The sequence below is a fragment of the Kineococcus deserti genome (genome assembly GCF_050871945.1).
GTDB lineage: Bacteria > Actinomycetota > Actinomycetes > Actinomycetales > Kineococcaceae > Kineococcus.
In genome coordinates this window covers 39599-64451 of the sequence record NZ_JBJLSI010000022.1, presented here as the reverse complement: position 1 = coordinate 64451, position 24853 = coordinate 39599, and the positions used below count along the sequence as shown (strand labels likewise).

The 24853-nt window shown below is 71.0% G+C and carries 21 protein-coding genes; 8 read left to right on the top strand and 13 right to left on the bottom strand.

Annotation, left to right across the window (positions count from 1 at the left end; translation table 11 throughout):
* Window positions 1-14 precede the first annotated feature (14 nt).
* From ACRYR2_RS16475 to ACRYR2_RS16435, 9 genes are all read right to left on the bottom strand, one after another.
* The gene (locus tag ACRYR2_RS16475) at window positions 15-1256 is read right to left on the bottom strand and encodes an allantoate amidohydrolase (protein WP_432563973.1); all 1242 of its coding nucleotides are present in this window, start codon (window positions 1254-1256) and stop codon (window positions 15-17) included.
* Window positions 1249-2388, bottom strand: coding sequence for an FAD-dependent oxidoreductase (locus ACRYR2_RS16470; RefSeq protein WP_432563972.1), 1140 nt, complete (start codon window positions 2386-2388; stop codon window positions 1249-1251). Before ACRYR2_RS16470 ends, ACRYR2_RS16475 begins: the two co-directional genes overlap by 8 nt.
* A complete protein-coding gene (locus ACRYR2_RS16465; protein ID WP_432563971.1) occupies window positions 2385-2840 on the bottom strand; it encodes a HutD/Ves family protein in 456 nt (151 codons plus the stop codon). The genes ACRYR2_RS16470 and ACRYR2_RS16465 overlap by 4 nt, the downstream gene beginning before the upstream one ends.
* Window positions 2841-2845: 5 nt before the next feature.
* Window positions 2846-4183 (bottom strand): FMN-binding glutamate synthase family protein, encoded by a 1338-nt coding sequence (locus ACRYR2_RS16460; RefSeq protein ID WP_432563970.1) that lies wholly within the window; start codon window positions 4181-4183, stop codon window positions 2846-2848.
* Window positions 4184-4197: 14 nt separating this feature from the next.
* Window positions 4198-4923: a GltB/FmdC/FwdC-like GXGXG domain-containing protein gene (locus ACRYR2_RS16455; RefSeq protein WP_432563969.1), complete on the bottom strand. Its 726-nt coding sequence runs from the start codon at window positions 4921-4923 to the stop codon at window positions 4198-4200.
* The gene (locus tag ACRYR2_RS16450) at window positions 4911-5807 is read right to left on the bottom strand and encodes a class II glutamine amidotransferase domain-containing protein (protein WP_432563968.1); all 897 of its coding nucleotides are present in this window, start codon (window positions 5805-5807) and stop codon (window positions 4911-4913) included. Before ACRYR2_RS16450 ends, ACRYR2_RS16455 begins: the two co-directional genes overlap by 13 nt.
* Window positions 5808-5891: 84 nt before the next feature.
* Window positions 5892-7211 carry a type III glutamate--ammonia ligase gene (gene glnT, locus ACRYR2_RS16445; protein ID WP_432564002.1) on the bottom strand — a complete coding sequence of 440 codons (1320 nt, stop codon included), beginning with the start codon at window positions 7209-7211 and terminating at the stop codon, window positions 5892-5894.
* 316 nt (window positions 7212-7527) lie between these two features.
* On the bottom strand, window positions 7528-7896 hold the full coding sequence (locus tag ACRYR2_RS16440) for a cupin domain-containing protein (protein ID WP_432563967.1): 369 nt from the start codon (window positions 7894-7896) through the stop codon (window positions 7528-7530).
* Window positions 7893-9512, bottom strand: coding sequence for a BCCT family transporter (locus ACRYR2_RS16435; protein ID WP_432563966.1), 1620 nt, complete (start codon window positions 9510-9512; stop codon window positions 7893-7895). The genes ACRYR2_RS16440 and ACRYR2_RS16435 overlap by 4 nt, the downstream gene beginning before the upstream one ends.
* Before the next feature lie 322 nt (window positions 9513-9834).
* On the opposite strand from ACRYR2_RS16435, the gene ACRYR2_RS16430 reads away from it, so the two are divergent.
* From ACRYR2_RS16430 to ACRYR2_RS16400, 7 genes are all read left to right on the top strand, one after another.
* The gene (locus tag ACRYR2_RS16430) at window positions 9835-10497 is read left to right on the top strand and encodes a GntR family transcriptional regulator (RefSeq protein ID WP_432563965.1); all 663 of its coding nucleotides are present in this window, start codon (window positions 9835-9837) and stop codon (window positions 10495-10497) included.
* Window positions 10498-10579: 82 nt separating this feature from the next.
* Window positions 10580-11122 (top strand): flavin reductase family protein, encoded by a 543-nt coding sequence (locus ACRYR2_RS16425; protein WP_432563964.1) that lies wholly within the window; start codon window positions 10580-10582, stop codon window positions 11120-11122.
* A gap of 234 nt (window positions 11123-11356) precedes the next feature.
* Window positions 11357-12115 (top strand): amino acid synthesis family protein, encoded by a 759-nt coding sequence (locus ACRYR2_RS16420; protein WP_432563963.1) that lies wholly within the window; start codon window positions 11357-11359, stop codon window positions 12113-12115.
* Entirely contained in the window at window positions 12112-12663 is a 552-nt protein-coding gene (locus tag ACRYR2_RS16415; protein WP_432563962.1) for an amino acid synthesis family protein, read from the top strand. Before ACRYR2_RS16420 ends, ACRYR2_RS16415 begins: the two co-directional genes overlap by 4 nt.
* A 4-nt stretch (window positions 12664-12667) precedes the next feature.
* Window positions 12668-13408 (top strand): alpha/beta fold hydrolase, encoded by a 741-nt coding sequence (locus ACRYR2_RS16410; protein WP_432563961.1) that lies wholly within the window; start codon window positions 12668-12670, stop codon window positions 13406-13408.
* The gene (locus tag ACRYR2_RS16405) at window positions 13405-14907 is read left to right on the top strand and encodes an aldehyde dehydrogenase (RefSeq protein WP_432563960.1); all 1503 of its coding nucleotides are present in this window, start codon (window positions 13405-13407) and stop codon (window positions 14905-14907) included. The genes ACRYR2_RS16410 and ACRYR2_RS16405 overlap by 4 nt, the downstream gene beginning before the upstream one ends.
* Before the next feature lie 93 nt (window positions 14908-15000).
* The gene (locus ACRYR2_RS16400) at window positions 15001-16053 is read left to right on the top strand and encodes an LLM class flavin-dependent oxidoreductase (protein WP_432563959.1); all 1053 of its coding nucleotides are present in this window, start codon (window positions 15001-15003) and stop codon (window positions 16051-16053) included.
* Between the two features lie 899 nt (window positions 16054-16952).
* Here ACRYR2_RS16400 and ACRYR2_RS16395 read toward each other — a convergent pair.
* Together ACRYR2_RS16395 and ACRYR2_RS16390 are read right to left on the bottom strand one after the other, a co-directional pair.
* Window positions 16953-17255 carry a DUF4193 domain-containing protein gene (locus ACRYR2_RS16395; RefSeq protein WP_432563958.1) on the bottom strand — a complete coding sequence of 101 codons (303 nt, stop codon included), beginning with the start codon at window positions 17253-17255 and terminating at the stop codon, window positions 16953-16955.
* 655 nt (window positions 17256-17910) lie between these two features.
* Window positions 17911-18063 carry a hypothetical protein gene (locus tag ACRYR2_RS16390; protein ID WP_432563957.1) on the bottom strand — a complete coding sequence of 51 codons (153 nt, stop codon included), beginning with the start codon at window positions 18061-18063 and terminating at the stop codon, window positions 17911-17913.
* Window positions 18064-18346: 283 nt separating this feature from the next.
* Here ACRYR2_RS16390 and ACRYR2_RS16385 point away from each other — a divergent pair, with 283 nt between their 5' ends.
* A complete protein-coding gene (locus ACRYR2_RS16385; protein WP_432563956.1) occupies window positions 18347-19645 on the top strand; it encodes a TerD family protein in 1299 nt (432 codons plus the stop codon).
* Window positions 19646-19826: 181 nt separating this feature from the next.
* Here ACRYR2_RS16385 and ACRYR2_RS16380 read toward each other — a convergent pair whose 3' ends face one another.
* Window positions 19827-22091: an alpha-L-rhamnosidase gene (locus ACRYR2_RS16380; RefSeq protein WP_432563955.1), complete on the bottom strand. Its 2265-nt coding sequence runs from the start codon at window positions 22089-22091 to the stop codon at window positions 19827-19829.
* A gap of 28 nt (window positions 22092-22119) precedes the next feature.
* Entirely contained in the window at window positions 22120-24819 is a 2700-nt protein-coding gene (locus tag ACRYR2_RS16375) for a family 78 glycoside hydrolase catalytic domain (protein WP_432563954.1), read from the bottom strand.
* Between the last annotated feature and the right edge of the window lie 34 nt (window positions 24820-24853).

The window sequence follows — 24853 nt, the reverse complement described above, 5'->3', positions numbered from 1 at the left end:
CGGTGCTCCGGTCATCAGGTCAGGAGATCGGCCAGCACGTCGGCCAGGGCGGTCGACCCGCGTTCGGCGTCGTCGTCGGTGCAGAACTCCTCCGGCGAGTGCGAGACGCCGGTCGGGTTGCGGGTGAACAGCATCGCGGTGGGGACGTGTTCGGCCAGGACGCCGGCGTCGTGACCGGCACCGGTGGGAAGCGTCGGGACCCCGCCGAGTGTGGTGGTGAGGCGGCGTGCCAACGCGGGATCGAAGTCGACGGTGCCGCCGAAGGACTCCTCGCGCACCTCCACCGTGCAGCCCTCCCCCGCGGCCAGCTCCTGCGCCCGGCGGGAGATCTCGGCGACGACCGCGCGGGTCACGGCGTCCTCGGGGTGGCGCACGTCCAGCCACAGGTCCACGCGGGAGGCGATGACATTCGTCCCGCCGGGCACCGGCTGCAGCCGGCCGACGGTCGCGCGCGTTCCCGGGTGCGCGGCGGCGACCTCGCGGACGGCCACGACGAGCCGGGACGCCGCCAGCAGCGGATCGCGCCGGTCGGCCAGCAGCGTGGTGCCGGCGTGGTTGCCCTGACCGTGCACGGAGAACTTCCAGCGGCCGTGACCGATGATCGAGGACGCCACCGCGACCGGGGCGCCGAGGTCGATCAGCCCGCGACCCTGCTCGACGTGCAGTTCGACGAAGGTGCCGATGCGGGCCAGCGTCTGCTCGTCGCGGCCGAACCCGGCCGGGTCCAGCCCGGCGGCGCGGGCGACGTCGGCGAACGTGTTCCCGTCGGGGTCGGTCAGCCCCAGGGCCCGCTCGGCGGAGATTGCGCCGGTCAGCAGCCGGGACCCCAAGCAGGCCACCCCAAAGCGGGACCCCTCCTCCTCGGGGAAGACCGCCAGCCCGAGGGGCCGGGCCGGCGCCACCTCGCGTTCACGCAGCAGGTCCACCGCGCGCAGCGCCGAGGCCACGCCCAGCGGCCCGTCGAACGCGCCGCCGCCGGGCACGGAGTCCAGGTGGCTGCCGGTGACGATCGCTCCTTCCGGCGGCGCCCCGGCGGGGTTCCACCAGGCCCAGACGATCCCGTTGCGGTCGGTCTGCGCTTGCAGCCCCCGGCGGTCGAGCTCGGCGACGTACCAGTCGACGAGCTCGCGTTCGGCGGTGGAGAAGACCGGCCGGGAGTACCCGCCGCGGACGCGGTCGCGGCCGGTGTCGGCGATGGCCGACAGCAGCCCAGCGGTCGTGGTGGTGGCCTCGGTCGGCGTCGGCAACTCAGACACGCGCCGCCCCCACCCGGAACCGCTCCGGGACCGACCCGATGCCCAGTGCCACGTCGGCGGCGATCTCGCCCAGCAGCGGCGCGAACTTCGCCCCGTGGCCCGAGCACGGCGACACCACGGTCACGCCGTCGGCCTCGTCGATCACGAAGTCCTCGGTGGGAGTGTTGGTGAACAGGCAAGTCGTCTCGGCGTACGGCTCGGGTTCCAGGCCCGGCAGGAACCGGCGGACGTACTCCACAACGCGCGCCCGGTTGGCCGGCTCGATTGCGCCCTGCTGCGCCGCGGCCGAGGGGAGTCGCCGACCGGCGTTGTACTCGGCGACCTTCTGCCCGCGGAACTGCGCATCCCGCCCGCCCGGGAGGGCGTAGACGCTGATGTCGGCGCGCTTGTGAATGAGGGTCGGCCACTTCCCTGCGGAACTCGCGTCCGCGTCGCGGTAGGGAAAGTGGAAGGCGTTCTCCTCCCTCACCTCAAGTGCGGGGAAGGCGTCGAGGAACCCGCTGGGCAGGGCGAGGTTCCCCAGCAGGTCAGGCAGCCAGCCGCCGGCGCTGACGACGACCCGCTCGGCCGCCACGGTGCGCCCGTCGGTGGCGTGAGCGGTGAAACCCGAACTCGTGCGTTCCAGTCGCTGCAGCGGCCATCCCGTGAGGAGCTCGGCACCCATCGCCTGCGCGGCCGCGACCATGGTCCGCACGATGGACTCGGCGTCGAGCACCCCGCCAGCCGCGTGGAAGAGGACATCAGTGTCGAAGGCGATGTGCGGCCACCGCTGCACCGCCTCGGCCTGCGGCACGAGTTCGTGGTCAACGCCCGCCGCGGCCAGCACGCCGGCCAGGCGGTGCGGGTCCCGGGTGGCCCCGAAGTCCAGCGCCCCGCAGCGGGTGATGAGGTCCGAGCCGTGCAAGGCGGACAGCTCGGCCCAGCCGGGCACCGACTGCTGAACGAGGTCGACGTAGGCCCGCTGGGGGTAGGGGAAGCGGAAGATGCGGGCGGAGCCGTGCGAGCTGCCGTGTTCGGAGGCCGGGACGTCGCGTTCGATCAGGGTGACGGAGTACCCGCGCTCGGCCAGCCGCCAGGCGGTCGAGGCCCCGGCCAGCCCGGCCCCGACGACGAGGAATTGCGTGGAGCTCATGTGATTCCTTCCACCACGACCCCGCGGGCGACCTCGTGGAGGTGCAGGTCGCGCGGGGTGACGGCGACGTGTGTCTGGAGAGTCGTCAAGTCGACGAATGCCTCAGCTGTGCTGGGAATCCCGACCCAGACGTGCGCTTCATGGGGACGGGTGGTCATCACGTTGACGGCCGTGACCGGCCCGTCCGGGACGGCACTGACAGCGTCCTCCCCCGCGAACCGGAGCAGGTCGCCGGGACCGAGGCGGTGCCCGGTCCCGGCGACCGTGAGGGTCAGCGTCCCCCGGGCGACCACGAACGTGCGGTCGACCCCGGGGAACGGCGAAAAGGGCCCCGCGGCGCAGATGGTGGCGACGCTCAACCGCCACCGCTCGTCGCGGTGCACCTCTCGGGTGGTTCCACCCCCGTTGCGCCAGGGCCGGTCGGGAACGTCGTCGTAGCGGACCGTGCGCACCCGCCTCAGAAGCCCTGGCCGGGGATCCAGTTGGTACCCGCCAGCGGCAGCTTGGCCATGGCCGCGGCCTCGATGCTCAGCGCCACGAGGTCTTCGGGCTCCAGGTGCTGCAGGTGCGCCTTGCCGCAGGCGCGGGCGATGATCTGCGCCTCCATGGTCATGACCCGCAGGAAGTTCGCCAGCCGACGGCCACCGACCTCGGGGTCGAAGTTCTTCTGCAGCTCCGGATCCTGCGTCGTGATCCCGGCCGGGTCCTGACCGGCCTGCCAGTCGTCGTAGAACCCTGCGGCCGAGCCGATCTGGCGGTACTTCGCGTCCAGCGCGGGGTCGTTGTCGCCCAGGGCGATGAGCGCGGCGGTACCGATCGCGACGGCGTCGGCTCCCATGGCCATGCACTTGGCCAGGTCGGCGCCGTTGCGGATGCCTCCGGAGACGATGAGCTGCACTTCGCGGTGCACGCCCATCTCCTGCAGGGCGCGCACGGCCTCCGGGATCGCGGCCAGCGTCGGGATGCCCACGTGCTCGATGAACACGTCCTGAGTGGCGGCCGTGCCGCCCTGCATGCCGTCGACCACCACCACGTCCGCGCCGGCCTTCACGGCGAGCTTGACGTCGTAGTAGGGCCGCGAGGCGCCGACCTTGACGTAGATCGGCTTCTCCCAGTCGGTGATCTCCCGGATCTCACCGATCTTGATGGCGAGGTCGTCGGGTCCGGTCCAGTCCGGGTGCCGGCAGGCCGAGCGCTGGTCGACGCCCACGGGCAGGGTGCGCATGCCCGCGACGCGTTCGGTGATCTTCTGGCCTAGCAGCATCCCGCCGCCGCCGGGTTTGGCGCCCTGGCCCAGCACGATCTCGATGGCGTCCGCGGCGCGCAGGTGGTCGGGGTTCATGCCGTAGCGCGAGGGCAGGTACTGGTAGACGAGGTGCTTGGAGTGGCCGCGCTCCTCATCGGTCATGCCGCCGTCACCGGTGGTCGTCGAGGTGCCGACCTCACTGGCGCCGCGACCCAGGGCCTCCTTGGCCCGGCCGGACAGGGCGCCGAAGCTCATGCCGGCGATGGTGACCGGAGTCGACAGGTGCAAGGGGAACCTGGCGTTGCGCGAGCCCAGCACGACATCGGTGTCGCAGCGTTCGCGGTACCCCTCCAGGGGGTAGCGGGACATGCTGGCGCCCAGGAACACCAGGTCGTCGAAGTGGGGCAGCTTGCGTTTGGCGCCGCCGCCGCGGATGTCGTAGATGCCGGTGCGGGCGGCGTGCTGGATGGCCGCGATCGTGCGGCGGTCGAACGTCGCGGACTCGCGCAGCCCCTGCGCGGCCATGTCGTTGGCGAGGTCGTCAGTCATCTCCAGGACCCCTCTCAGTACGCCGAGGCGTTGTCGACGTGGAAGTTGTACAGCGTGCGGGCCGAGCCGTAACGGGTGAACGCGGCAGGGTCGTCGTCGCGGCTGGCCGCCTTGAGCAGGAGGGCGAGCTCCTCGAGGTGCTCGGGGCGCATCTGCTTGGCGACGCAGTCGGCGCCCAGGGACTTCACGGTGCCCTTGACGTAGATGCGGGCCTCGTAGATCGAGTCGCCCAGGGCGTCGCCGGCGTCGCCGCAGACGACCAGCCGGCCGGCCTGCGCCATGAAGCCGCTCATGTGCCCGACGTTGCCGCCGACGACGATGTCCACACCCTTCATGGAGATCCCGCAGCGGGCGGCGGCGTTGCCGTCGACGACGAGCAACCCGCCGTGCGCGGTGGCACCCGCGGCCTGGGACGCGTCACCGTGCACGTGGACGGCGCCGGACATCATGTTCTCGGCGACCCCCACCCCGGCGTTGCCGTGGATCTCGATGGTGGCCAGCTGGTTCATGCCCGCGGCGTAGTAGCCGACGTGACCTTCGATCGTCACGGTCACGGGGCGGTTCAGCCCGACCGCCAGGGAGTGCTTGCCCTCGGGGTTGCTCACCCGGTACGTGGCGGTGGAACCCTCCGGTTCGGCGTGCAGCGCGGAGTTCAGCTCCCGGACGGGCGTCTGGGACAAGTCGACCTCGGTGGTGACGTCGGCCAGCTCCTCGACGACATCAGACGTCAGCGTTCCCATGCGTACACCACTTCCGGCTCAGGTTCGAAGATGCGGGCGTTCTCCACACCGGGCAGCCCGGTGAGGTAGCGGTACTCACTGGCCATCGCGACCCACTCGTCGGTCTCGGCGATGACGGCGGGCTTGCAGGCGATGGCGTCACGGACGACGGCGAAGGAGTTCTCGGTGGCCACCAGCAGGGTGTAGAACCCGTCGAACCGCTCGCACAGCAGGCGCAGCGCCTTCTCCACGTCGGCGCCCTCGGCCAGCTGCTTGGCCACGAAGCGCGCGCCCACCTCGGTGTCGTTCTGGGAGTCGAAGGCGATGCCCTCGGCCTCGAGTTCGCGGCGGATGGTGGCGTGGTTGGCGAAGGAGCCGTTGTGGACCATGCACTGGTCCGGGCCGACGGAGTAGGGGTGGCTGCCGGTGGAGGTCACGGCCGACTCCGTCGCCATCCGGGTGTGGGCCACGCCCTGGTACCCGCTGGCCTCGGCGAGCCGGAACGTCGTGGCCAGGTCGTCGGGGTGTCCGGTGCCCTTGAGAACCGAGAGGTTGGTCCCCCGGCTGGTCAGGACCGCGCCGGGCAGCGCGGCCCGGACGGCGGCTTCCAGGGCCTCGGGGGCGGCGGCGGCGGTGAAGACCGTCGTCTGGCCCGAGCCGCGGCCGTCGACCGGCTGGCCCAGCGCGGCCTGCACCGCGGCGGTGGCCTCGGCGGCGGCCAGCGGGGACTCGATGACGCAGACCGTGGCACGGCCGGCGGGGTTCAGCGAGGCGTCCCCGTAGATCCCGACGCCGGCGGCGTCGGTCCCGCGCTCGGCGGCCTGGCACAGCATCGTCTGCAGCAGGGAGCCCAGCTGCGGCTGCAGGGCGGCGTTGCGCAGGTGCAGACCGGCGATCCCGCACATCAGCGTCCTCCTTCGTTCGCGTGTTTCATCAGAGTAGTCATCGTTTCGCATAGGTGTCCAGCAGGTGCCGGGTGACCTGTCGCCTCAAACCGAGGTGAGGTAGCGGTCGACTTCCCAGTCGCTGACCCGGGAGTGCCAGGAGTAGAACTCCTCGCGCTTGAGCTCGGCGTAGTACGCCGAGACCCCGGCCGTGGGGTCGACCGCGTCCAGGACACCGGTGACGACGGCGTCGGACTCCAAGGCGTGCACGGCGTCCAGCAGGGTGCGCGGCAGCAGCGGCGCGTCGGCCCGGCGCTCTCCCGGAGTTCCCGGATCCAGGTCGCGGCGGATGCCGTCCAGGCCGGCCCCCAGCGCCACGGCCGCAGCCAGGTGTGAACTGGCCGCGCCGTCCCCGGCGCGCAGTTCCACCCGGTTGGCGTCCGGGACCCGCACGAGGTGGGTGCGGTCGTTGCCGCCGTAGGTCGCCGCCCGGGGAGCCCACGTGGCGCCTGAGGCGGTCGAGGTGGCGCCGGTGCGCTTGTAGGAGTTCACCGTCGGCGCGATGACCGCCTGCATCGCCGGGGCGTGCTCCAGCAGCCCGGCGATGAACCCGTATCCCGTGCGGGACAGGCCGAGTCCGTACGGGTCCTCTGCGCCACCACGGCTCACCGGGAACCGCGGGCCAGCACCGACTTCGGCGCTGCCCCACAGCGACAGGTGCAGGTGCATCCCGCTGCCGGTGCGGTCGGTGAACGGCTTGGGCATGTAGGTGGCGATCATCCCGCGCTGCTCGGCCAGCATCTGGATGACGTAGCGCAAGGTCGTCACCCGGTCGGCGGTGGTCAGGGCATCGGCGTAGTGGAAGTTCTGCTCGAACTGACCGTTGCCGTCCTCGTGGTCGCTGGCGTAAGGCCCCCAGCCCAGTTCCTGCATGGCGTCGGAGACGGCCGCGAGGTGGTCGTACATCCGGGTGACACCGCGAGTGTCGTAGCAGGGCTGGTCGGCATCGTCGGCAGCGTCGGCCGTGACGAGCCGGCCGTCCAGCCCGCGCTTGACCAGGAAGTACTCCACCTCCGCCCCGACCGAGAGGGTCATTCCCAAGTCGGCGGCGGCGGCGATCTGCCGGCGCAGCAACACCCGCGGGGCGAACGCGTACGGCACGCCGTTCACATGCGGATCGCAGTGCACCATCGCCAGCCCCGGGCGCACGAACGGCAACGGGGCGTAGGAGGACTTGTCCGGGATCGCCACGACGTCGGGGTCGGCCGGGACCTGGCCGAGGCCTCCAGCGGCGTAGCCGGCGAAGCCGCAGCCTTCGGCCTCCAGCTCGTCAGCCGCGGCGACGGGCACGAGCTTGGAGCAGGGCTTGCCGGTCAGGGTGGTGAAGGTCGCCAGCAGGTAGCGGACCCCGTCGGCCTTGGCCATGTCGGCCAGCGACTGGGCGCCGCCCACCTGGAGTGAGGGAGTGCGGGTGGGAGCAAGGGCGGGTGCGGGTGCTTCGGCAGGAGCGGTCACGCGAGCCTCCAAGGGCGTCTCACGGTGGCATCCGGAATCTACTGACAGTAGACACGGCGGATGTTTCGCCGGTGTTTCGCCGGCGTGACCGGCGCGTATCAACACCGATCCGCTCCGCACACGACGACCCGCACACGCCATACACACAAACGACGGCCCCGCACCGGAGAAGGTGCGGGGCCGTCGAAGAAACGCTGCGAAAGGATCCGGTGAGCAGCGGGGCCGATCACTCAGACAACTGCAGGTCCCCGGGGACACTGAGCGAAACGTGGGTCATCGCCACCTCGCCATCGGCGGCGTGCCGGTGCACGACCCCAGCCGCCACGACCGCGGCCTCGCCCACCCCCAGCAGCCGGACCGACCCGTCCGGCCGTTCCAGCCGCCCGGTTCCGGCCGTGACCACCAAGACCTGAGCGAACTCGTGAGTGTGCCAGGCGGTACCCGCCCCCGGCTCAAAGGTCGTGAGCACCGCCGCCAACGGGCCCGGACCCCCGACCAGGGCCGCCAGGTCGGTCCAGCGTGCCCGCCCCTGGAACACCGGCCCACTCAGCTGCACGGACGGCAACTCCCCCGTGATCACCTCCCCCGTGGTCACCGGCGCTCCACGAAGGGCAGCGGCTCGTGGTGCAGGTCCTTCAAGAAGGCCGCGGTGACCGCCAGAACGATGATCAGGAAGGGTGCCGATGACACGATGGCCATGTTCTGCAACGCCTGCAGGCCGCCGGCCAGCAGCAGGGCGATGGCGGCCGCTCCGGTGAGCACACCCCACAGCACCAGGCACCAGGTCGCCGGCCGCTCACTGCCCCGGCAGGTGAGCATCGCCAGCACGTAGGTGTTGGCATCCGCCCCGGAGACGAAGAACAGCACCACCAGGACGATCGCGATGGTGGAGGTCACCGCGGCGGCCGGGAACTGATTCAGGGTGGCGAAGAACGCCGAGCTCGCGTCGTTGGCCGCGGCTTGCGCGATGCCCGTGCCTTCGGTCAGGTCCAGGTGCATGGCGGTGCCGCCGAAGGCGGTGAACCAGACGAAGAACACGACGCTGGGCACCACGAGCACCCCGAGGATGAACTGCCGGATGGTGCGACCGCGGGAGATGCGCGCCAGGAAGACCCCGACGAAGGCCGCCCACGACAGCCACCAGGCGAGCATGAAGTAGGTCCACCACTGCATGAACGCCAGGTCCCCGTCGGCCGGGGTGGTCAGGCTCATCGCGAAGAACTGGGTGGCGTAGCGGCCCAGCGATTGCACCAGCAGGTTCGCCAGGTAGATCGAGGGCCCCACCGCGATGATGAAGACCAGCAGCAGGCTGGCCAGGCCCATGCTCGTCTCGCTGAGGTAGCGGATCCCCTTGGCCACACCGCTGACCGCCGACAGCGTGAACAGCAAGGTGATGACCGCGATGATCACTACCTGCACCGCGGTCGAGACCGGCACGCCGAACAGCGACCCCAGGCCCGCGTTGATCTGCAGCGCGCCGAGCCCGAGGGAGGTGGTGGTTCCGAACAGCGTGGCGAAGACGGCGAAGACGTCGATGCCGCCGCCGACCCAGCCGTCGACCCGGTTGCCCAGGATCGGGCGCAGCAGCGCGCTGACCAGGCTGGGCCGGCCCTTGCGGTAGGTCGACCAAGCCATCGCCAGGCCCATGACGGCGAAGATCCCCCAGGCGTGCAGGCCCCAGTCGAAGAAGGAGAACTGCATGGCGGTCACGGCGGCGTCGCGGGTCATCGGATCGGCCAGGCCGTGCGGCGGGGCGGCCAGGTGTGAGACGGGCTCGGCGACTCCGTAGGAGATCAGGCCGATGCCCATGACGGCCGACAGGATCATCGCGATCCAGCTGCGGGTCTTGAACTGCGGGCGGTCCTCGTCCTTGCCCAGGCGCAGGCTGCCGTAGGGGCTGATGGCCAGGAAGACCAGGACGACCAGGATCGCCAGTGAGCCGAGCAGGTAGGCCCAGCCGAAGCTGCTGGTGATCCAGTTCAGCGCCCCGGAGGAGGCGGTGGCCAGCGAGTCGCCGGCTGCGGCTCCCCAGGCGACGACGACAATCGTGAGGGCGACGGAGATCGCGAACACCGGTCCGGGCCGGCGGTGCGGACCCGGGCCGTCCTGGGGCGCCAGGCCGTCGGCGCCGCGGGCGGTATCACCAGCGCTGTCACGGGCGGTGTCACGAGCAGGGCGAGACGGTGGCTTGCTGGTCGGAGTGGTGGACACCGACAGCTCCTTTCACCGGGGCGGGAGGAGACCGTGCAGGAGGGGCGGACGTGCAGGGCCATGCGGGGGGACAGTGCTGCGTCGACCCACACTCGGCGGTGAGCGCTCGTGGGCGGTGCACGCCGACGCTGGCATGCAAGGAGGAGCGCGTCAAGGGTAGCCACGGGGCGATCGACAGGCAACGACGAGGGGAAACATTCGCGTGACCTGCTGGACACATCCCTGGAACACCAACGGCCCAGCACGACTGAACCGCCCCCGCGGGGGCAACACACGGTCGCTGCGGTTGACTCCAGCCCTGCCCGCTCCTACGGTCTCTTGCATGGCACAGCCGAAGACGGTGGCGACGAGCAACGGCGCTCAGGCGCGCGTCCTGGACGCCCTGCGCTCGGCCATCATCGCCGGGCGCCACCAGCCGGGCTCCCCGCTGTCCGAGATTGGGCTGGCCGAGACCCACGGGGTCAGCCGCACTCCGGTGCGCGAGGCGCTCAAGCAGCTGCAGATCGAGGGCCTGGTCGAGGTCCGCCCCCGTGTGGGCACCTTCGTCCGCTCCCCCACCCGCCGCGAAGTGATCGAGCTCTTTGAGCTCAAAGAGGTCCTGGAAGGCATGGGCGCCCGGCTGCTGGCGGCGCGGGGACGCGTCGCGGCCCTGGACGCGCTGGAGGAGAACGTCGAGAAGTCCCAGGCGGCCGTGGCCGCCGACGACCACGACGGCTACGCCGACCTGGTCCACCAGTTCCATGCCACGATCATCGACGGGGCCGACAACACCCAGCTGAAAAACCACTACCGGACCCTGATGAACCAGCTGGCCTACCACCGGCTGGTCGCCCGGTCCCTGAACCGCCCCGGGCGCCTGGGCGCCTCCCTGGGCGAGCACGAACGGGTGCTGGCCCGGATCAGGGACAAGGACGGGTTCGGCGCCGAGTTCGCTATGCGCGACCACGTGCGCTCCAGCGAACGAGAAACCCTGTCCACCGACTGAGCCCGGGTGCGGCGTGACGTCGAAGCGGACGTCGACGCCGGGCCGGGTCCCATCCCGCCCACCACCCCACCAGGAGTTTCCCGTGACCAACGCTTTGACTCTGCAGTCCTTTGCCGACGACCCCACCGCCCTGCGCACGACTTTCGCGCTCTTCCCCTCCGGAGTGGCCGCCATCTCCGCCACGACCGAGGGGCCTAAGGGGCCCGAACCGGTGGTGCTGGTCGCCTCCTCCTTCCAGGTTGGCATCTCCCTGGACCCGCCGCTGGTCCTGTTTGCCGTGCAGCACACCTCGAGCAGCTGGCCCCGGCTACAGCAAGCCGCCCGCCAGGGCCGGCGCCTGGGCGTCTCGGTCCTGGGCGAGGCTCACGATCTGGCCGCTCGCCAGCTGGCTTCCAAAGCCGCCGACCGCTTCGCCGGCATCCAGACGACCACCACGGCGACCGGTGCCCACTTCATCCACGGCGCTCCCGTCTGGCTGGAGTGCTCGATCTTCTCCGAGGTACCCGCCGGCGACCACGACGTGGTGCTGCTGCAGGTGCACGCCCTGGGCAACGCTCCCGACACCGAACCGCTGGTGTGGCACTCCTCGGGGTTCCGCACCCTCGCACCGCGAGCGACCGCATGATCTGCCGCCAAGTCACCGCCTCTGGCATGCCAGAGGTCGCAGTGCTGCGCACTGGATGCGAGCGAGCCATCGCTGCGAACCGGTCGGGCATCCTGACTCACCAGGCCGTGCGCAACGCGTCGTCGCAGGTCAGAACGGTTTCTTCCGCCGCGAACCGTCGAGACGGGAAACTCGTCGAGAAACTGCCGTCGCCGTCCTTGACCCCATCTACGACGAGCACTTAGCGTCTGTGGCATGCAAGAGCTCGCAGAGGTCCTCCCGCCGATCGAGGACCGCACCCGGGACCGCGACGTCTCGGCGCCGGCCCAGCCCGCCATCCCCCTCGGCCTGGCGGTGCGCAAGGTCGTCGTCCATCGCGAAGCGGTGCTGACCGAAGCCGGTGCCGCACCGACGCGCCCGGCCGTGCGCGCCTCCGCCGCCGCCGTCATCACCAACCCCTGGCGGGGAACCCCTGCCCGCACCGACCTGTCGCAGGCCGTGGCCGTGCTCGCCCCGCCGCTGGCGAAACTACTGACGGATGCGCTGATCGACGCCCTGGGCGGCGTGGAGGAGATCGAGGCCTTCGGCAAGGCGGCCATCGTGGGAACCGGCGGGGAGCTGGAGCACGGGGCCGCCCTCATTCACACGCCGTACTTCGGCAACCTGGTCCGCTCCTTCCTGGGCGGAGAGTCGATCATCTGCTTTGCCGACACCCGGGCCGATGCCGGCCAGATGCTGGTGGTGCCGCTGTGGCACAAGACCCAGGCCTCGACCCGCAGCCACTACCAGACGATGACGACGCGGGTTCCGGACGCGCCGCGCGCCGACGAGATCGTCGTGGTGGCGGCCGCCTCCACCGGGCCGCGACCGCACGCCCGCATCGGGGACCGGTCCACCGACCCTGAGATCACCGCCGCCGTGTTGGACTCCGCGGTTGTGGACTCCACCGTTCTGGACCCCACGGTCTTGAGCACCACCGATGTGAACGCCACCGTTTCGGAGGACCAGGCATGACCGTCCGCAAGATCGTCACCGTCGTCGAGGAGACTCGCACCGAGGGCGGGCGCCCGGTCAGCCCCGCCGCCCGCGTCGCCGTGGTGGCCGCGGTGATCCAGAACCCCTGGGCCGGACAGGGCTTCGTCGAGAACCTCGGCCCCGGCATCGAGGCGCACGCCTCCAACCTCGGCGCCCTGCTGGCCCCCCTGGTGCTCGAGGCGCTCGGGGCTCCGGCCGAGGCCTACGGCAAGGCCGGCATCGTGGGCCTGAACGGAGAGGTGGAACACGCCTCCGCGCTCATCCACACGCTGAAGTTCGGCGACCACTTCCGCAAGGCCGCCATGGCCACGACGCTGCTGCCGGCGGTGGAAAAGCGCGGCCCGGCCGGGGTCACCTTCGACATTCCCCTCAAGCACGTCACCGACTACACGATCCGCTCGCACCACCAGACGATCGAGGTGCAGGTGCCCGACGCTCCGCACCCCGACGAACTCGTCATCGCCCTGGCCGCCGCCACCCGGGGCCGGCCGCAGCAGCGGCTGGCGCCCCTGTCCAGCGAGCAGTGACCCGGTGAGCACGCCTGCCGCGCCGATCGTCCTGCTGCACGGGGTGGGCCTAGACCACACGATGTGGCAGCCGCTGGTCCCCCTGCTCGGTGAACGCGGGGCCGTCGACGTGCTGACCCCGGACCTGCCCGGGCACGGCGCCAACCCCCCGGTCGCCGACGGCGTGAGCCTGGCCGGGATGGCCGAGCAGGTGGCCGCGTCGGTGCCGCCCGGCTCACACCTGGTCGGCTTCTCCCTGGGAGCACTGGTGGCCCAGCACCTGGCCCGGTACCGCCCGGACCTGGTCGCCTCGCTGACCTCGGTCAGCTCCGTCTGCCGGCGCACCCTGGCCGAGCGAGCCGCGGTCCTGCAGCGGTTGGCCACCGCCGAACGCGACTTCCCGAGCAGCGTCGCGGCCTCGTTGCAGCGCTGGTTCCCCGAACCCGACGCCGATCCCGACCTGATTCATCGCACGGAGAAGACCTTGCTGGCCAACGACACCGCCTCCTACCTGCGGTGCTACCGCGTCTTCGCTACCGCCGATGAGGAGCTCGCGCCGGAGCTGGGACGCATCGCTGTCCCCGCGCTGGCGGTCACCGGAGACCTCGACCCCGGATCCACCCCGCAGATGACGGACCGGCTGGCGGCCGCGATCCCGGGCTGCCACGCGCAGGTCGTCCCCGGTGCCCGGCACATGTGGCCGGCGCAGCGGCCGGCCGAACTGGCCACCCGCCTGTGGGCCTTCCTCGAAGGAGTGAACGCATGAACGACGTAATCAGCGGTGTGCCGCAACTGGAGCACCACATCGGCGGGCAGTCGGTTCCCCCCGCCGGCGGTGAGTACTTCGACAGCGACAACCCCGCCACGCTGGAACTGAACTACCGCGCCGCCCGCGGCACTAGCCCGGACGTGGACCGTGCCGTCCGCGCCGCGCAAGAGGCGTTCGCCGATCCGCGCTGGCGCGACCTGAGCCAGACCCGGCGCGGCCGGCTGCTGCGCAACCTGGGTGACCTCATCAGTGAGCACGCCGAGGAACTGGCCCGGATGGAGACACGCGACAACGGCAAGCTGCTGCGCGAGATGCGCGGGCAGCTGGCGACGCTGCCGGAGTACTTCCACTACTACGCCGGGCTCGCGGACAAGATCCAGGGCGAGGTCATCCCCACCTCGGACCGGCGGGTCCTGAACTACACCCAACGTGAGCCGCTGGGTGTCGTGGGTGCCATCACCCCGTGGAACTCCCCGCTCACCCTGACCACGAGCAAGCTGGCCCCGGCGCTGTGCGCGGGGAACACGGTGGTGGTCAAGCCGTCCGAGCACACCTCCGCCACGATCCTGCGGCTGTCCGAACTGGCTCTGGAGGCCGGGTTCCCCGCCGGGGCCGTCAACGTCGTCACCGGATTCGGTTCCGAGGCCGGCCAGGCGCTGGTCGACCACCGCGGCCTGGCCAAGATCTCCTTCACCGGCAGCACCGCCACCGGGGCACGCATCGCCGCGGCGGCCGCCTCCCGCTTCATCGGCTCCACCCTGGAGCTGGGCGGGAAGTCGCCGAACATCGTCTTCGCCGACGCCAACGTCGCCAACGCCGCCATGGGAGTGGTGGCCGGCATCTTCGCCGCCGCCGGGCAGACCTGCATCGCCGGCAGCCGCGTCTTCGCCCACCGCTCGGTCTACGAGGAGCTGCTGGAGCGGGTCACCGAGCGCGCCGGCACCATCCGCATCGGCGACCCCATGGACGAACTCACCGAACTGGGCCCGCTGGCCTTCGCCGACCAGCGCGAGAAGGTCGCCGGGTACGTGGAGCTGGGCGAGAAGGAGGGCGCCCGGGTGCTGACCGGTGGTCGCCAGAGCGACGGCGGCGGCCTGGGCGGCTACTTCTACGAGCCCACCGTCCTGGTCGACGTCGACAACTCGATGCGCGTCGTGCGCGAGGAGATCTTCGGGCCGGTGGCCGCGGTCATGCCGTTCGACACCGAAGACGAGGTCGTCGCGCTGGCCAACGACACCGAGTACGGGCTGGCCGCCGGGGTCTGGACCACCGACCTGTCCCGCGCCCACCGCATGGCCAGCCGCCTGGAGGCGGGCACGGTGTGGGTGAACACCTACCGGGCGATGTCCCCGATGTCCCCGCGCCAGGGCTTCAAGAGCAGCGGTGTCGGCGTCGAGCACGGCCAGGAAACCATCCGCGAGTACACCCGGCTCAAGAGCGTGTGGATCAACACCAGCCAGGAGCCGCTGGCTGACCCGTTCACCATGCGCAGCTGACGCGCCCCATCGCCTGCGCCACCCCGCACCCCCTGCATGACTCGCACCGCCCATCGCCGACGACGACGATGACAACGACTTGAGGAGTCCCCTGTGAAGTTCTCGCTGTTCGTGCACATGGAGCGCTGGGACGAGGAGATCAGCCACTCCGAGCTTTTCGAGAACCTGACCGAGCTGGCGCTGATGGCCGAGGACGGTGGCTTTTCCACCGTCTGGATCGGTGAGCACCACGCCATGGAGTACACCATCTCCCCCAACCCGATGCCCCAGCTGGCCTACCTGGCCGCGCGGACCTCACGCATCCGCCTGGGCGCCGGCACCATCATCGCCCCGTTCTGGAACCCGATCCGGGCCGCCGGGGAGTGCGCCCTGCTGGACGTCATCAGCGGCGGGCGCATGGAGGTCGGCCTGGCCCGCGGTGCCTATCAGTTCGAGTTCGACCGGATGGCCGGCGGGTTGCCGGCCACCGACGGCGGCAAGTACCTGCGCGAACTCGTCCCCGCCGTCCAGCGGCTGTGGGAGGGCGACTACGCCCACGACGGGGAGATCTGGCAGTTCCCGACCTCGACCAGCGTCCCGGCGCCGGTGCAGAAGCCCGGGCCGCCGGTGTGGATCGCGGCCCGCGACCCCGACTCGCACGACTTCGCGGTGCGTTCGGGCTGCAACGTCATGGTGACCCCGCTGATGAAGGGCGACGAGGAGGTGGTCGCGCTGCGGGACAAGTTCGACACCGCCGTGGCCAACCACCCGGAGGTCAAGCGCCCCCAGCTCATGGTCCTGCGGCACACCTACGTTCACCCCGCCGACGAACCCGACGGCTGGGGCCCAGCCGCGGAAGCGATCTCGAAGTTCTACCGGACGTTCGACGCCTGGTTCGGCAACAAGACCACACCGACCGAGGGGTTCCTGCAGCCCAGCCCGGAGTCAAAGTTTGCCGAGCGGCCCGAGTTCGAGCTGGACTCCCTGCACAAGACCGCGATGATCGGAACACCCGAGGAAGTCATCGAGCGGATCCGGTACTACGAGTCGCTCGGCGTGGATGAGTTCAGCTTCTGGATCGACAACAGCATGTCGCACGAGGAGAAGCGTAAGTCCCTCGCGCTGTTCATCGAGCAGGTCGTTCCCGCCTTCAACGCCCAGCACTGAACAAGGAGAGGACGAGAGGGCACCATCCAGCTGCTCGCCTGCGTGCAGGTGAGGCTCCGTCCGGCCCTGGGGCGGTGCCGTCCCTCGGACCTAGCCGCGTCGGCGGTGCCGTCGACGCGGGTCGCTTCCGTGAGCGCCGGCGCTGAGGTGGCCGGCTCGTCGCGGTCGCGAGGCGCGGTAGCTCAACGCCGCGCGGCCGCAGGCTTCGGCAGCAGCGCGGTGATGGCGCTGCGCTATTGGGCAACCGTGGCCCGTGGTAGCGCTGTGGGCTTGCCTGCTTCTGATGCTTCGCCGCCTGCCGTGGTCGGGCCGCCGCGAGCGCCGTGCCTGGGGCCGATTGGCGCGGTGGTTGGCTGCTTGAGACGCGCGGGCAGCGCCCTGTCGGCGATTCCACTGCGCGGCTGGGGTTGGCGAGCGGCCCGTCCGATCTCGGGATTCCGTCTCGGCCCAGCGGGGCAGGCACGGCGGCTGCCGGCTTTCACTGGCTGCAGGCTGATGCTCGCCGAGGACGAGGCGGTCGCCGTCGTGGTGGGGTCGCGGGCCGCCGAACCCGTGGGGTTGGGCGTCAGTCGCCCACGCGGTGGCGGCCAGCGCACTGGACAAGGTGTTGCGGGTGCTGTGGCGGGCCTTGGGCCAGCGGCTTGGCCGCCTGTTGTTGAGCGCCCGCTTCACGAGTCGGCGCGTCGGCTCTTCCGCTGGCGCCGACCCGCTTTTTGCTCTGGTCTGGGCACGGGCGCGGCGCACCGTCGTAATCGCTTGTACCGTCTGGGGCGGACAAGCGTGGCAGCGGGAGCTCGACGTCTAACGTCTAGAGCCTGGTTCCCCGCTCGGGCCGGGAGGGACGCCACCGGACACGTCCCCGGCCGTCATGACGTGCGGACCCTTCCATTCCTGGTGTCTTAGACGGCGCAGTCGTTGCACACGAACTGACCACGCGAAGTGTCGTGCAGCTGGCTGCGGTGCTTGACCAGGAAGCAGCTGGTGCAGGTGAACTCGTCTTGCTGGCGGGGCAGGACCCGGACGGTGAGTTCCTCGCCTGACAGGTCCGCGCCGGGTAGCTCGAAGGATTCCGCGGCGATGGCTTCGTCTTCATCCACGTTGGCTGAGCTGGAGGTGTCCACGCGGCGGGTCTTCAGCTCCTCGATGGAGTCGGTGTCCTCCTCGTCGGTGTTCTTGCGTGGCGCGTCGTAGTCCGTCGCCATTGCCTACTCCCCCTGTTGCCTGTCTTGCGACCTGTCGATTGCGCTCACGCCAACGCAGGACGTGCACGGTTCATGCCCCGTCTGGCTGGCCGCGGCGAGCACGCATCATGCCGCACGCCGGCTTCGCGGCCACGGGCAGCTCCGCCGGGGCGGGTGGGCTGGCGGAGGTCTCGGGCTAGCAGGCGTGTGCGGGTGGGAGAGGTTACGGGCGGCCTGCTTCAGCGGCGCTGGTTCGCCCTGTGGGTCGACACGGGACAGTGCCGGGCAGACCGGTTGGGTCTTGTCGAGCGCGTCGGTGCTGCACCCTGCACGGGGAGGCGGTGTGGTTCTCAGGGTGCGGGTCGCGGCGCCGGCCCGCTGCGGCATCCTGGGCGTGTTGATGGACAGGGCCTGAGCCTTTACCTGTGCTGCGACGCGGGCATCGGGGACGTCGAGGACGTCGGCTGCACCGCCCGAGCCGGTGTTAGCGCAGCGGGCGGAGGTGTCGCCAGGGGACTGCAGCCGGCCGCGGGTGGCCTCCTCGGCGTCAGGAGCAGACTGGATCAGCCATGGTCCAGCAGGCGTCGCCGTGTCGGTCTCGGTGCCTGGACAGGGATGTTCGGAGGCGCTGCCGCGATTTGAGCCTGATCGGTGTAGTCGCAGCAGGCGGGTGTGGTCAGCCGGTGGCTACGCAGGAGACGAGTGCCCCGACCGCCGTTCCCACGCTCACCAGTAGACGCAGCAGCTGCCAGCAGGTTCGCAGGAGAACGCGGGCGACCACCCAGGCTCCCTTGCCGGCCTGCGCGAAGGCGCTCGTGATGTCGTCCACCATCGTCTCCTTCGCTGACTGTCGCTGCCCGGGCTCCTCGCCCACGGGTCTGGGGCCTGCGCGCCGGACGACGTCTCCTCGGTCATCGGCGGCTTTTGCGCCCCTCTTGATGCCGCTCTTGATGCCGCGGCGCCGTCCGGGGTGAGTCGCGCGCACCAGCGCCGCTCAGGCCGGGGTCAAGCCGGGACTCAGGCGGTGACCGAGGCCGGGGTGCCGCGCCGACGCCTTCGTCGGCGGCAGGACGGATGTGCAAGGCATGGGGTAGGACGGTCAGTGTGCCACCTTGATCGAAGGCGCCAACACTGCGCTGGCCGGTCCAAAGCTGACTGCGCGAGTCAGCGGCCCAGTAGACCTCATCGCCCTCATCGTCGGCAGCGACGGCAAGGTCGTCTCCGATGCGGACATGGTCTTCTTCAACCAGCCCACCGCTCCTGGTGTGCGCCTGGAGGGCCGCACCCTGCACCTGGACCTGGCCCGGCTGCGCCCCGGCGCGGATCGGGTCGTGCTGGTCGCCAGCCCTGAACAGGACGGCGCCACCTTCGATGGCCTCAATCTCGCCGTGGTCATCAAGCACGGCCATCCCCGAAACGGCGAGCCCACAGGGACCGGCGCTGGTGAGGACGTGCACTTCGCTCCCGCCCGGCTGACCACCCAGGCCGTCGCCGTGCTCGCCGAGGTCTACCAGCGCGCCGGGGCGTGGAAGGTGCGCGCCGTCGGGCAGGGCTACGACTCAGGACTGGCCGGCCTGGCCCGTGACTTCGGCGTCGACGTCGACGACTCGAACGACGACCGAGTCGACGACCCGAACGACGACCCAGCCGACGAGGCGGCGATCCGCGGGACATATGGCGGAACCCGCGGTGATGTGGCCGCCACCGTGCCGTCACCGACCGTGGCGAGCGCCACCTCCCCCGCCGCCTCCCCCGCCGCCTCTCTCAGCGTCGCCGGCGCACTACCCGCTCAGCTGACCAAGCCGGCTCTGGGGGCAGTGAGCCTGCACAAGGCGCAGCGTGTCTCCTTCACCAAGGCCGCCCAGACACGCATCACCGCCAGCTTGAAGTGGACCAGACGCAAGGACTTGGACCTGTACGCCCTGTACATCGACACCAACGATCACGAAGGCGTCTGCTACTACCGCAAGCAAGGCGACCTCAATCAGCCGCCCTACCTGAGCCTGGTCACCGGCGACACCCGCGAACCCGGGCTGGAGACCATCGAGATCGCCCGCCCGGACGCGTTGCGGCACGTGCTCATCTGCGCCTACTCCGCGGTGGAGAACGGCTTCGGATCCTTCAAGAGCTTCGGCGCCCACGTCGAGGTCACCGACCACGCAGGCTCGGTCGTCACCACTCCCCTGTACCACCGCAACGCCTTCGCCTACTGGGTCGCCATCGCCCACATCGACCTCTCCTCACCCGACGAAGTCGCCATCGCCCACGTCGAGACCTATTCCAAAGGCGGCAGCGAACGCCGACCGCTGCTGCACCCCGACGGCACCTTCGAGATGAACAAGGGCCCGGTGGAGTTCAAGAGCCCACGGCTACAACGACTCGCCGATCGGCAGGACCGTCAAATCCCATAGGACGAACACTTTCGATGAACTGCTGGCGGTCGAGCACTGCCAGGACGACGACCTGCCGTGGAGCCTGGACTTGACGACCGAGGGCCTGCCACGTTGTGCCAGGCAGTTTGGGCATGTCGGCCACATCGACGCTGCGGTGGTGACGCCCGCACGGGTGAAACGGACGCGCATTGAGAGCGGTTCAGGACGGTGCAACGACCCGATGGACACCTGCGCGAAGTTCCTGGTCCGCCTGGCCGGGCAGGCGCAGCACTGCGGTGGTGCCCTCGGGCACCTCGACCTCGGCGACCACACCGGTCTTGTCCTGCTCCCAGCGCACCGCCAGCCGACCGTGCACCGTCTGCAGCGCGGCAGCAGCCCACGTCAGACCACCACCGGGTTGCGGGGCAATCAGCGACCGCCGGTAGCCCGGCTCCAGCGGTGAGAGACCGGCGACGGTGCGGTGCATCCAGTCCGCGACCGCCCCCAGGGCGTAGTGGTTGAAACTCGTCATCTGCCCGGGGTTGATGGACCCGTCCGGCAGCATGGAGTCCCACCGCTCCCAGATCGTGGTCGCCCCCATCGTCACCGGGTACAGCCACGACGGGCACTCCCGCTCGGTCAGCAACCGGTAGGCGGCCTCCAGGTGCCCGGTCGAGGACAGGGCCCCGGTGACGTACGGGGTGCCGGCGAACCCCGTGGAGATGCGGTAGCCGGCCTTGTCCACAATGTCGGCCAGGCGCTGTCCGGCCCAGGCGCGCTGCTCACCGGTCAGCAGCCCGAACTCGATGGCCAGGGCGTACACCGTGGCGCAGTCGCTGAGCACCATGCCCTGCTCGTCGACGTAGTGCTCCAGGAAACTGGCGCGGAGCCGGTCGGCTGCCGCGACGAAGCGCTCGGCGTCCTGCTCGCGCCCCAGAACGCGGGCGGCCTCAGCCACGGTGCGCACCGAGCGGAACGCCGAGGCCGTCGCGACCACCCCCTTGTCGGCCTTGGCGTCGGCCGGACGTTCCGGCGGGGCATCGGGGTCCAGCCAGTCACCGAACTGGAAGACGGTGTCCCACAGGCCTTGCGGCGACAGCAGACCCAGGACCCGCTCGACGTGGGCGGTCATGGCCGGGTAGTGCTCGGCCAGCAGGTCCTGCTCGCCGTGAGCCTCCCACAGCGCCCACGGCAGCCAGACCGCCACGTCCGACCAGACGGCCGTGCTGTCGGGATCGGGGAAGGCCCCGATCGGCGGCTCGTACTTCAGGACGTCGGGGATGACGAACGCGACGAGTCCGTCCCGAGCGGACTGCTCGGCGGCCAGGTCGCGCATCCAGTCGCGCAGGAAGTCGCGCACGTCGAACAGGTAGGCCGCCGTCGGGGCGAACACGGCCAGGTCTCCGGTCCAGCCCAGACGTTCGTCGCGCTGAGGGCAGTCGGTGGGAACGTCGACGAAGTTCCCCTTCGTTCCCCACACGACGTTTCGGTGCAACTGGTTGAGCATCTCGTCGGAGCACTCGAACTCACCGGTACGGGACAGCTGCGAGTGCACCACCACGGCCTGGAGATTCTCGGGATGCAGGTCGCCGGGCCAGCCCTCGACCTCGGCGTAGCGGAAACCGTGGAAGGTGAACGTCGGCTCGAAGACGTCCCGCCCCCCGGACAGGGTGAAGGTGTCGGTGGCCTTGGCGGTGCGCAACGGCCGGACGCCCAGTTCGCCATTCTCCAGGACCTCCGCGTGGCGCACGGTGATGGTCGTGCCGGCCTCGCCAGTGACCGTTAAACGGATCCAGCCGACCAGGTTCTGCCCGAAGTCCACCAGCGTCCTGCCCGAGGGGGAGGTCCAGACCCGTTGCGCGGGCAGGACCTCCTGCCGACGGACCGGCGGGCCGACGTGCTCGGTGAGCAAGCCGGTGTCGAACTCCAGGACCCGCACCCCGCCCCAGCCCTGGCGGGAACCGTCGGGGGTGGCCCACCGCGGGTCCAGGCGGCGGGCGTCGACGTCCTGTCCGTCGTAGAGGTCGTTGGCGGTGACGGCCGAGGCGTGCGACTCCCAGGCCTGGTCGGTGACGACGCGCTGGACGTGTCCGTCGGCGAAGGTCACCTCCAACTGGGCGAAACCGCCCAGATCGTCGCCGTAGTGGGCGCGGCGGCCGGTCCAGCCCAGCCGGCCGCGGAACCAGCCGTTGCCCAGGGCCAAGCCCACGACGTGCTCCTGCCCGCGACCGTCGGCCAGCGCCGCGGTCAGGTCGTGGCTGCGGTAGCGCAGACGCCACTCGTAGCTGCTCCAGCCGGGGCTGAGCACGTCGTCGGAGACGGGGGTTCCGTCGAGGAACGACTCCACGACGCCTTGGGCGGTGACGTGCAGGACGGCGTTGCGGACCTCGCCGTGGCCGTCGTCGAGGGTGAACCGGCGCCGCAGCAGCGGGGCGCCGTCGTGGTCGTCGTCGGCGGCGATCATCGCGGCCTGCCAGGTGGGCATGGTTCCTCCGTGCAGTCGTGGGTGGTTCTCAGGCCGGTTGCAGTGCATCCGAGGCGGGTTCGGTTCCGCTCACGCCGGCGCTGGGGTCGGGTTGCCGCACCGTGAAGTGGTGGCGTCCGGCGCCGACCTCGCTGGTCGGCCGACCGGGCAGGTCGATCGTCGCGCTGACCCCCAGCGGGACGTCGACGTCGACCAGGAGGTCGTTCCCCCGGCGGCGCCAGCTCACCGCCGCCGGACCGTAGGGGGTTTCGTGACGAGCCGAGGCGGAGGTGAGGTCGGCTCCCGGCCGGGGCCGCACGAGCAGGCGCCGGTAGCCGGGCGCGGCCGGGGCGAGTCCTGCGACCGTGCGGTGCATCCAGTCGGCGATCGAGCCCAGGGCGTAGTGGTTGAAGCTGGTCATGTGCCCGGGGTTGACGGTGCCGTCGGGCACCATCGAGTCCCAGCGTTCCCAGGTCGTGGTCGCCCCCATCGACACCTGGTACAGCCAGGACGGGCAGCCGGTCTCGGTCAGCAGCGCGTACGCGGTCGTGTCGTGGCCGGTGCCGGTCAGAGCGTCGGTGACGAGGTTGACCCCGGCGAACCCGGTGGCCACCCGGTGCCCGTCCTGGGCGACCAGCTCGGCCAGCCGTTCCCCGGCGTTCGCCAGCTGCTCACCGGAGAGCAGGCCGAAGACGATCGCCAGGGCGTAGGCGGTCTGCGCGTCGCTGGCCAGCCGGCCATCCGGGCGCAGGTACTCACCGACGAACGCCGCCTGGACCTGGGTGGCCAGCTGCGCGTACCGCGCGGCGTCCTGGTGTTCGCCGAGCACTTCGGCGATGCAGGCCAGCGTGCGGGCCGAGTGCGCGAAGTAGGCGGTGGCCACCAGGTACTTGTCGGTGCGGGCGGCGGCGGGTTCCTCCGGCGGGGCGGCGGGGTCGAGCCAGTCACCCAGCTGCACTCCGGTGTTCCACAACCGGCTCGGCCCGGCCAGGTGCTCGACGAGGTCGACCCAGCGGCGGGCGCTGTCGTACTGACGGCACAGGACGCCTGTGTCGCCGTAGCGTTCGTGCAGCACCGCCGGCAGCAGCACCGCCACGTCACCCCACACCGCTCCCGGCCGCGGCGGGTACCAGAACTCCGCCGGGATCATGGGGATGTACCAAGGCACGGTGCCGTCGGGCAGTTGCTCGCAGGCCAGGTCGGCCAGCCAGCTGCTCAGGAAGCCCGAGCAGTCGTACAGGAACGCCGCGGTCGGCCCGAACACCTGGATGTCCCCGGTCCACCCCAGCCGCTCGTCCCGCTGGGGACAGTCGGTGGGCACGTCCACGAAGTTCGATCGCATGCTCCACACGACGTTCTCGTGCAGCCGTTCCAGCCGGGCGTCGGAGCAGGAAAACCATCCCGTGCGCTGCATGTCGGTGTGGATGACGCGGGCCACCACGTCGCCCTCGTGCAGCCGTCCCGGCCATCCGGTGACCTCGACGTAGCGGAACCCGTGCATGGTGAACCGCGGTTCCCACTCCTCCGGCTGCGGTACGCCGGCCAGGACGTAGGTGTCGGTGGCCAGGGCGGTCTGCAGCGGACGGGTGTACAGCTCCCCCTCCTGCAGCACCTCGGCGTGCCGGAACTGGACGCGCTGGCCCGCAGCACCGCTCACGCGGATCCGCAGGCGCCCGGCGAGGTTCTGGCCGAAGTCGAGGATGGTCTTGCCCGTCGGGCTGGTCAGCACGGCGACCGGCAGCACCTCCTGGGTGCAGCGCACCGGGGGGCCGTCGGCGGCGACCAGGGTGGTGAGGTCACGCGGATGGACCCGCACTCCCGCCCAGGAGGATTCCTCGAAACCCGGGCGAGAGAACTGTGGCACCGCCAGGCGCGCGTCGTAGCTCTCCCCCTCGTACAGACTGCTGGCGGTGATCGGCCCGTGCGCGGCGCGCCAGGCCCTGCCGTCGCTGCCGGCGCCGGGGCCGGTGGCCACCACGACGCGGCTGCCGTCGGCCAAGTCCACCTCCAACTGGGCGAGCAACGCGGTCCGCTCTCCGTAGAGGTTGCGGTTGCCGCCGTGGGTGCCGTACCGGCCCCGGTACCAGCCGTCGGCCAGCCAGGCGCCGAGCGCGTTCTCCCCCTCGTGCAGCAGGGCGGTCACGTCGTGGGTGCGGTGGCGCAGTCGGTGGCGGTAGCTGGTCCAGCCCGGGGCCAGGACTTCGTCGCCGACCCGGCTGCCGTTGATTTCGACCTCGTGGACGCCGTGGGCGCTGACGTGCAGGCGCGCCCGCCTGATCGACCCGGGGAGGCGGAACTCCCGCCGCAGCAGGGCCGGCCGGTGGTCGGTGTCGGGGTCCTCGTCCCAGTCCGGCCCGATGGGCACCGCCTGCCAGTCCGAGGCGTGCAGTAGGCCGGTCTCGACCTCCAGTGGCGCGCTCCACGCCGTCGGGGCGGATTCGTCCCCGCTCCAGGCGCGGACCTGCACGCCGACCCGTTCGCGGGAGGCGAGGTCTGCGCCCGGCCACGGCACGAGCACGCTGTCGGGCGAGTCCACCCGCCCGCTGGACCAGGTCTTTACCTGCCCGGTGCCGATCGGGGGGACGGCGCTGATCCGGATTTCGTAGGCGGTCTGCTGCCACGGCGGGGTGGTCGCCCCGGTGGGCCTCGCGATCCAGGACAGGCGGGGGCGGGGGGTGCCCAGCCCCAGGCGGGGGCGGCCGTGCTCGGCCCGCAGGTCGGTGACGACGACGTCGCGGCGGTGGGACATGCGGGTTCCGTTCCGGGAAGAGGCGTGGTGGGTG

Excerpts from the sequence above, each read along its gene's own strand:
- ACRYR2_RS16470 (WP_432563972.1), bottom strand. The coding sequence starts at position 2,388 with ATGAGCTCCACGCAATTCCTCGTCGTCGGGGCCGGGCTGGCCGGGGCC.
- ACRYR2_RS16460 (WP_432563970.1), bottom strand. The coding sequence starts at position 4,183 with ATGACTGACGACCTCGCCAACGACATGGCCGCGCAGGGGCTGCGCGAG.
- ACRYR2_RS16455 (WP_432563969.1), bottom strand. The coding sequence starts at position 4,923 with ATGGGAACGCTGACGTCTGATGTCGTCGAGGAGCTGGCCGACGTCACC.
- ACRYR2_RS16450 (WP_432563968.1), bottom strand. The coding sequence starts at position 5,807 with ATGTGCGGGATCGCCGGTCTGCACCTGCGCAACGCCGCCCTGCAGCCG.
- glnT (WP_432564002.1), bottom strand. The coding sequence starts at position 7,211 with ATGGCCAAGGCCGACGGGGTCCGCTACCTGCTGGCGACCTTCACCACC.
- ACRYR2_RS16430 (WP_432563965.1), top strand. The coding sequence starts at position 9,835 with ATGGCACAGCCGAAGACGGTGGCGACGAGCAACGGCGCTCAGGCGCGC.
- ACRYR2_RS16420 (WP_432563963.1), top strand. The coding sequence starts at position 11,357 with ATGCAAGAGCTCGCAGAGGTCCTCCCGCCGATCGAGGACCGCACCCGG.
- ACRYR2_RS16415 (WP_432563962.1), top strand. The coding sequence starts at position 12,112 with ATGACCGTCCGCAAGATCGTCACCGTCGTCGAGGAGACTCGCACCGAG.
- ACRYR2_RS16405 (WP_432563960.1), top strand. The coding sequence starts at position 13,405 with ATGAACGACGTAATCAGCGGTGTGCCGCAACTGGAGCACCACATCGGC.
- ACRYR2_RS16395 (WP_432563958.1), bottom strand. The coding sequence starts at position 17,255 with ATGGCGACGGACTACGACGCGCCACGCAAGAACACCGACGAGGAGGAC.
- ACRYR2_RS16380 (WP_432563955.1), bottom strand. The coding sequence starts at position 22,091 with ATGCCCACCTGGCAGGCCGCGATGATCGCCGCCGACGACGACCACGAC.
- ACRYR2_RS16375 (WP_432563954.1), bottom strand. The coding sequence starts at position 24,819 with ATGTCCCACCGCCGCGACGTCGTCGTCACCGACCTGCGGGCCGAGCAC.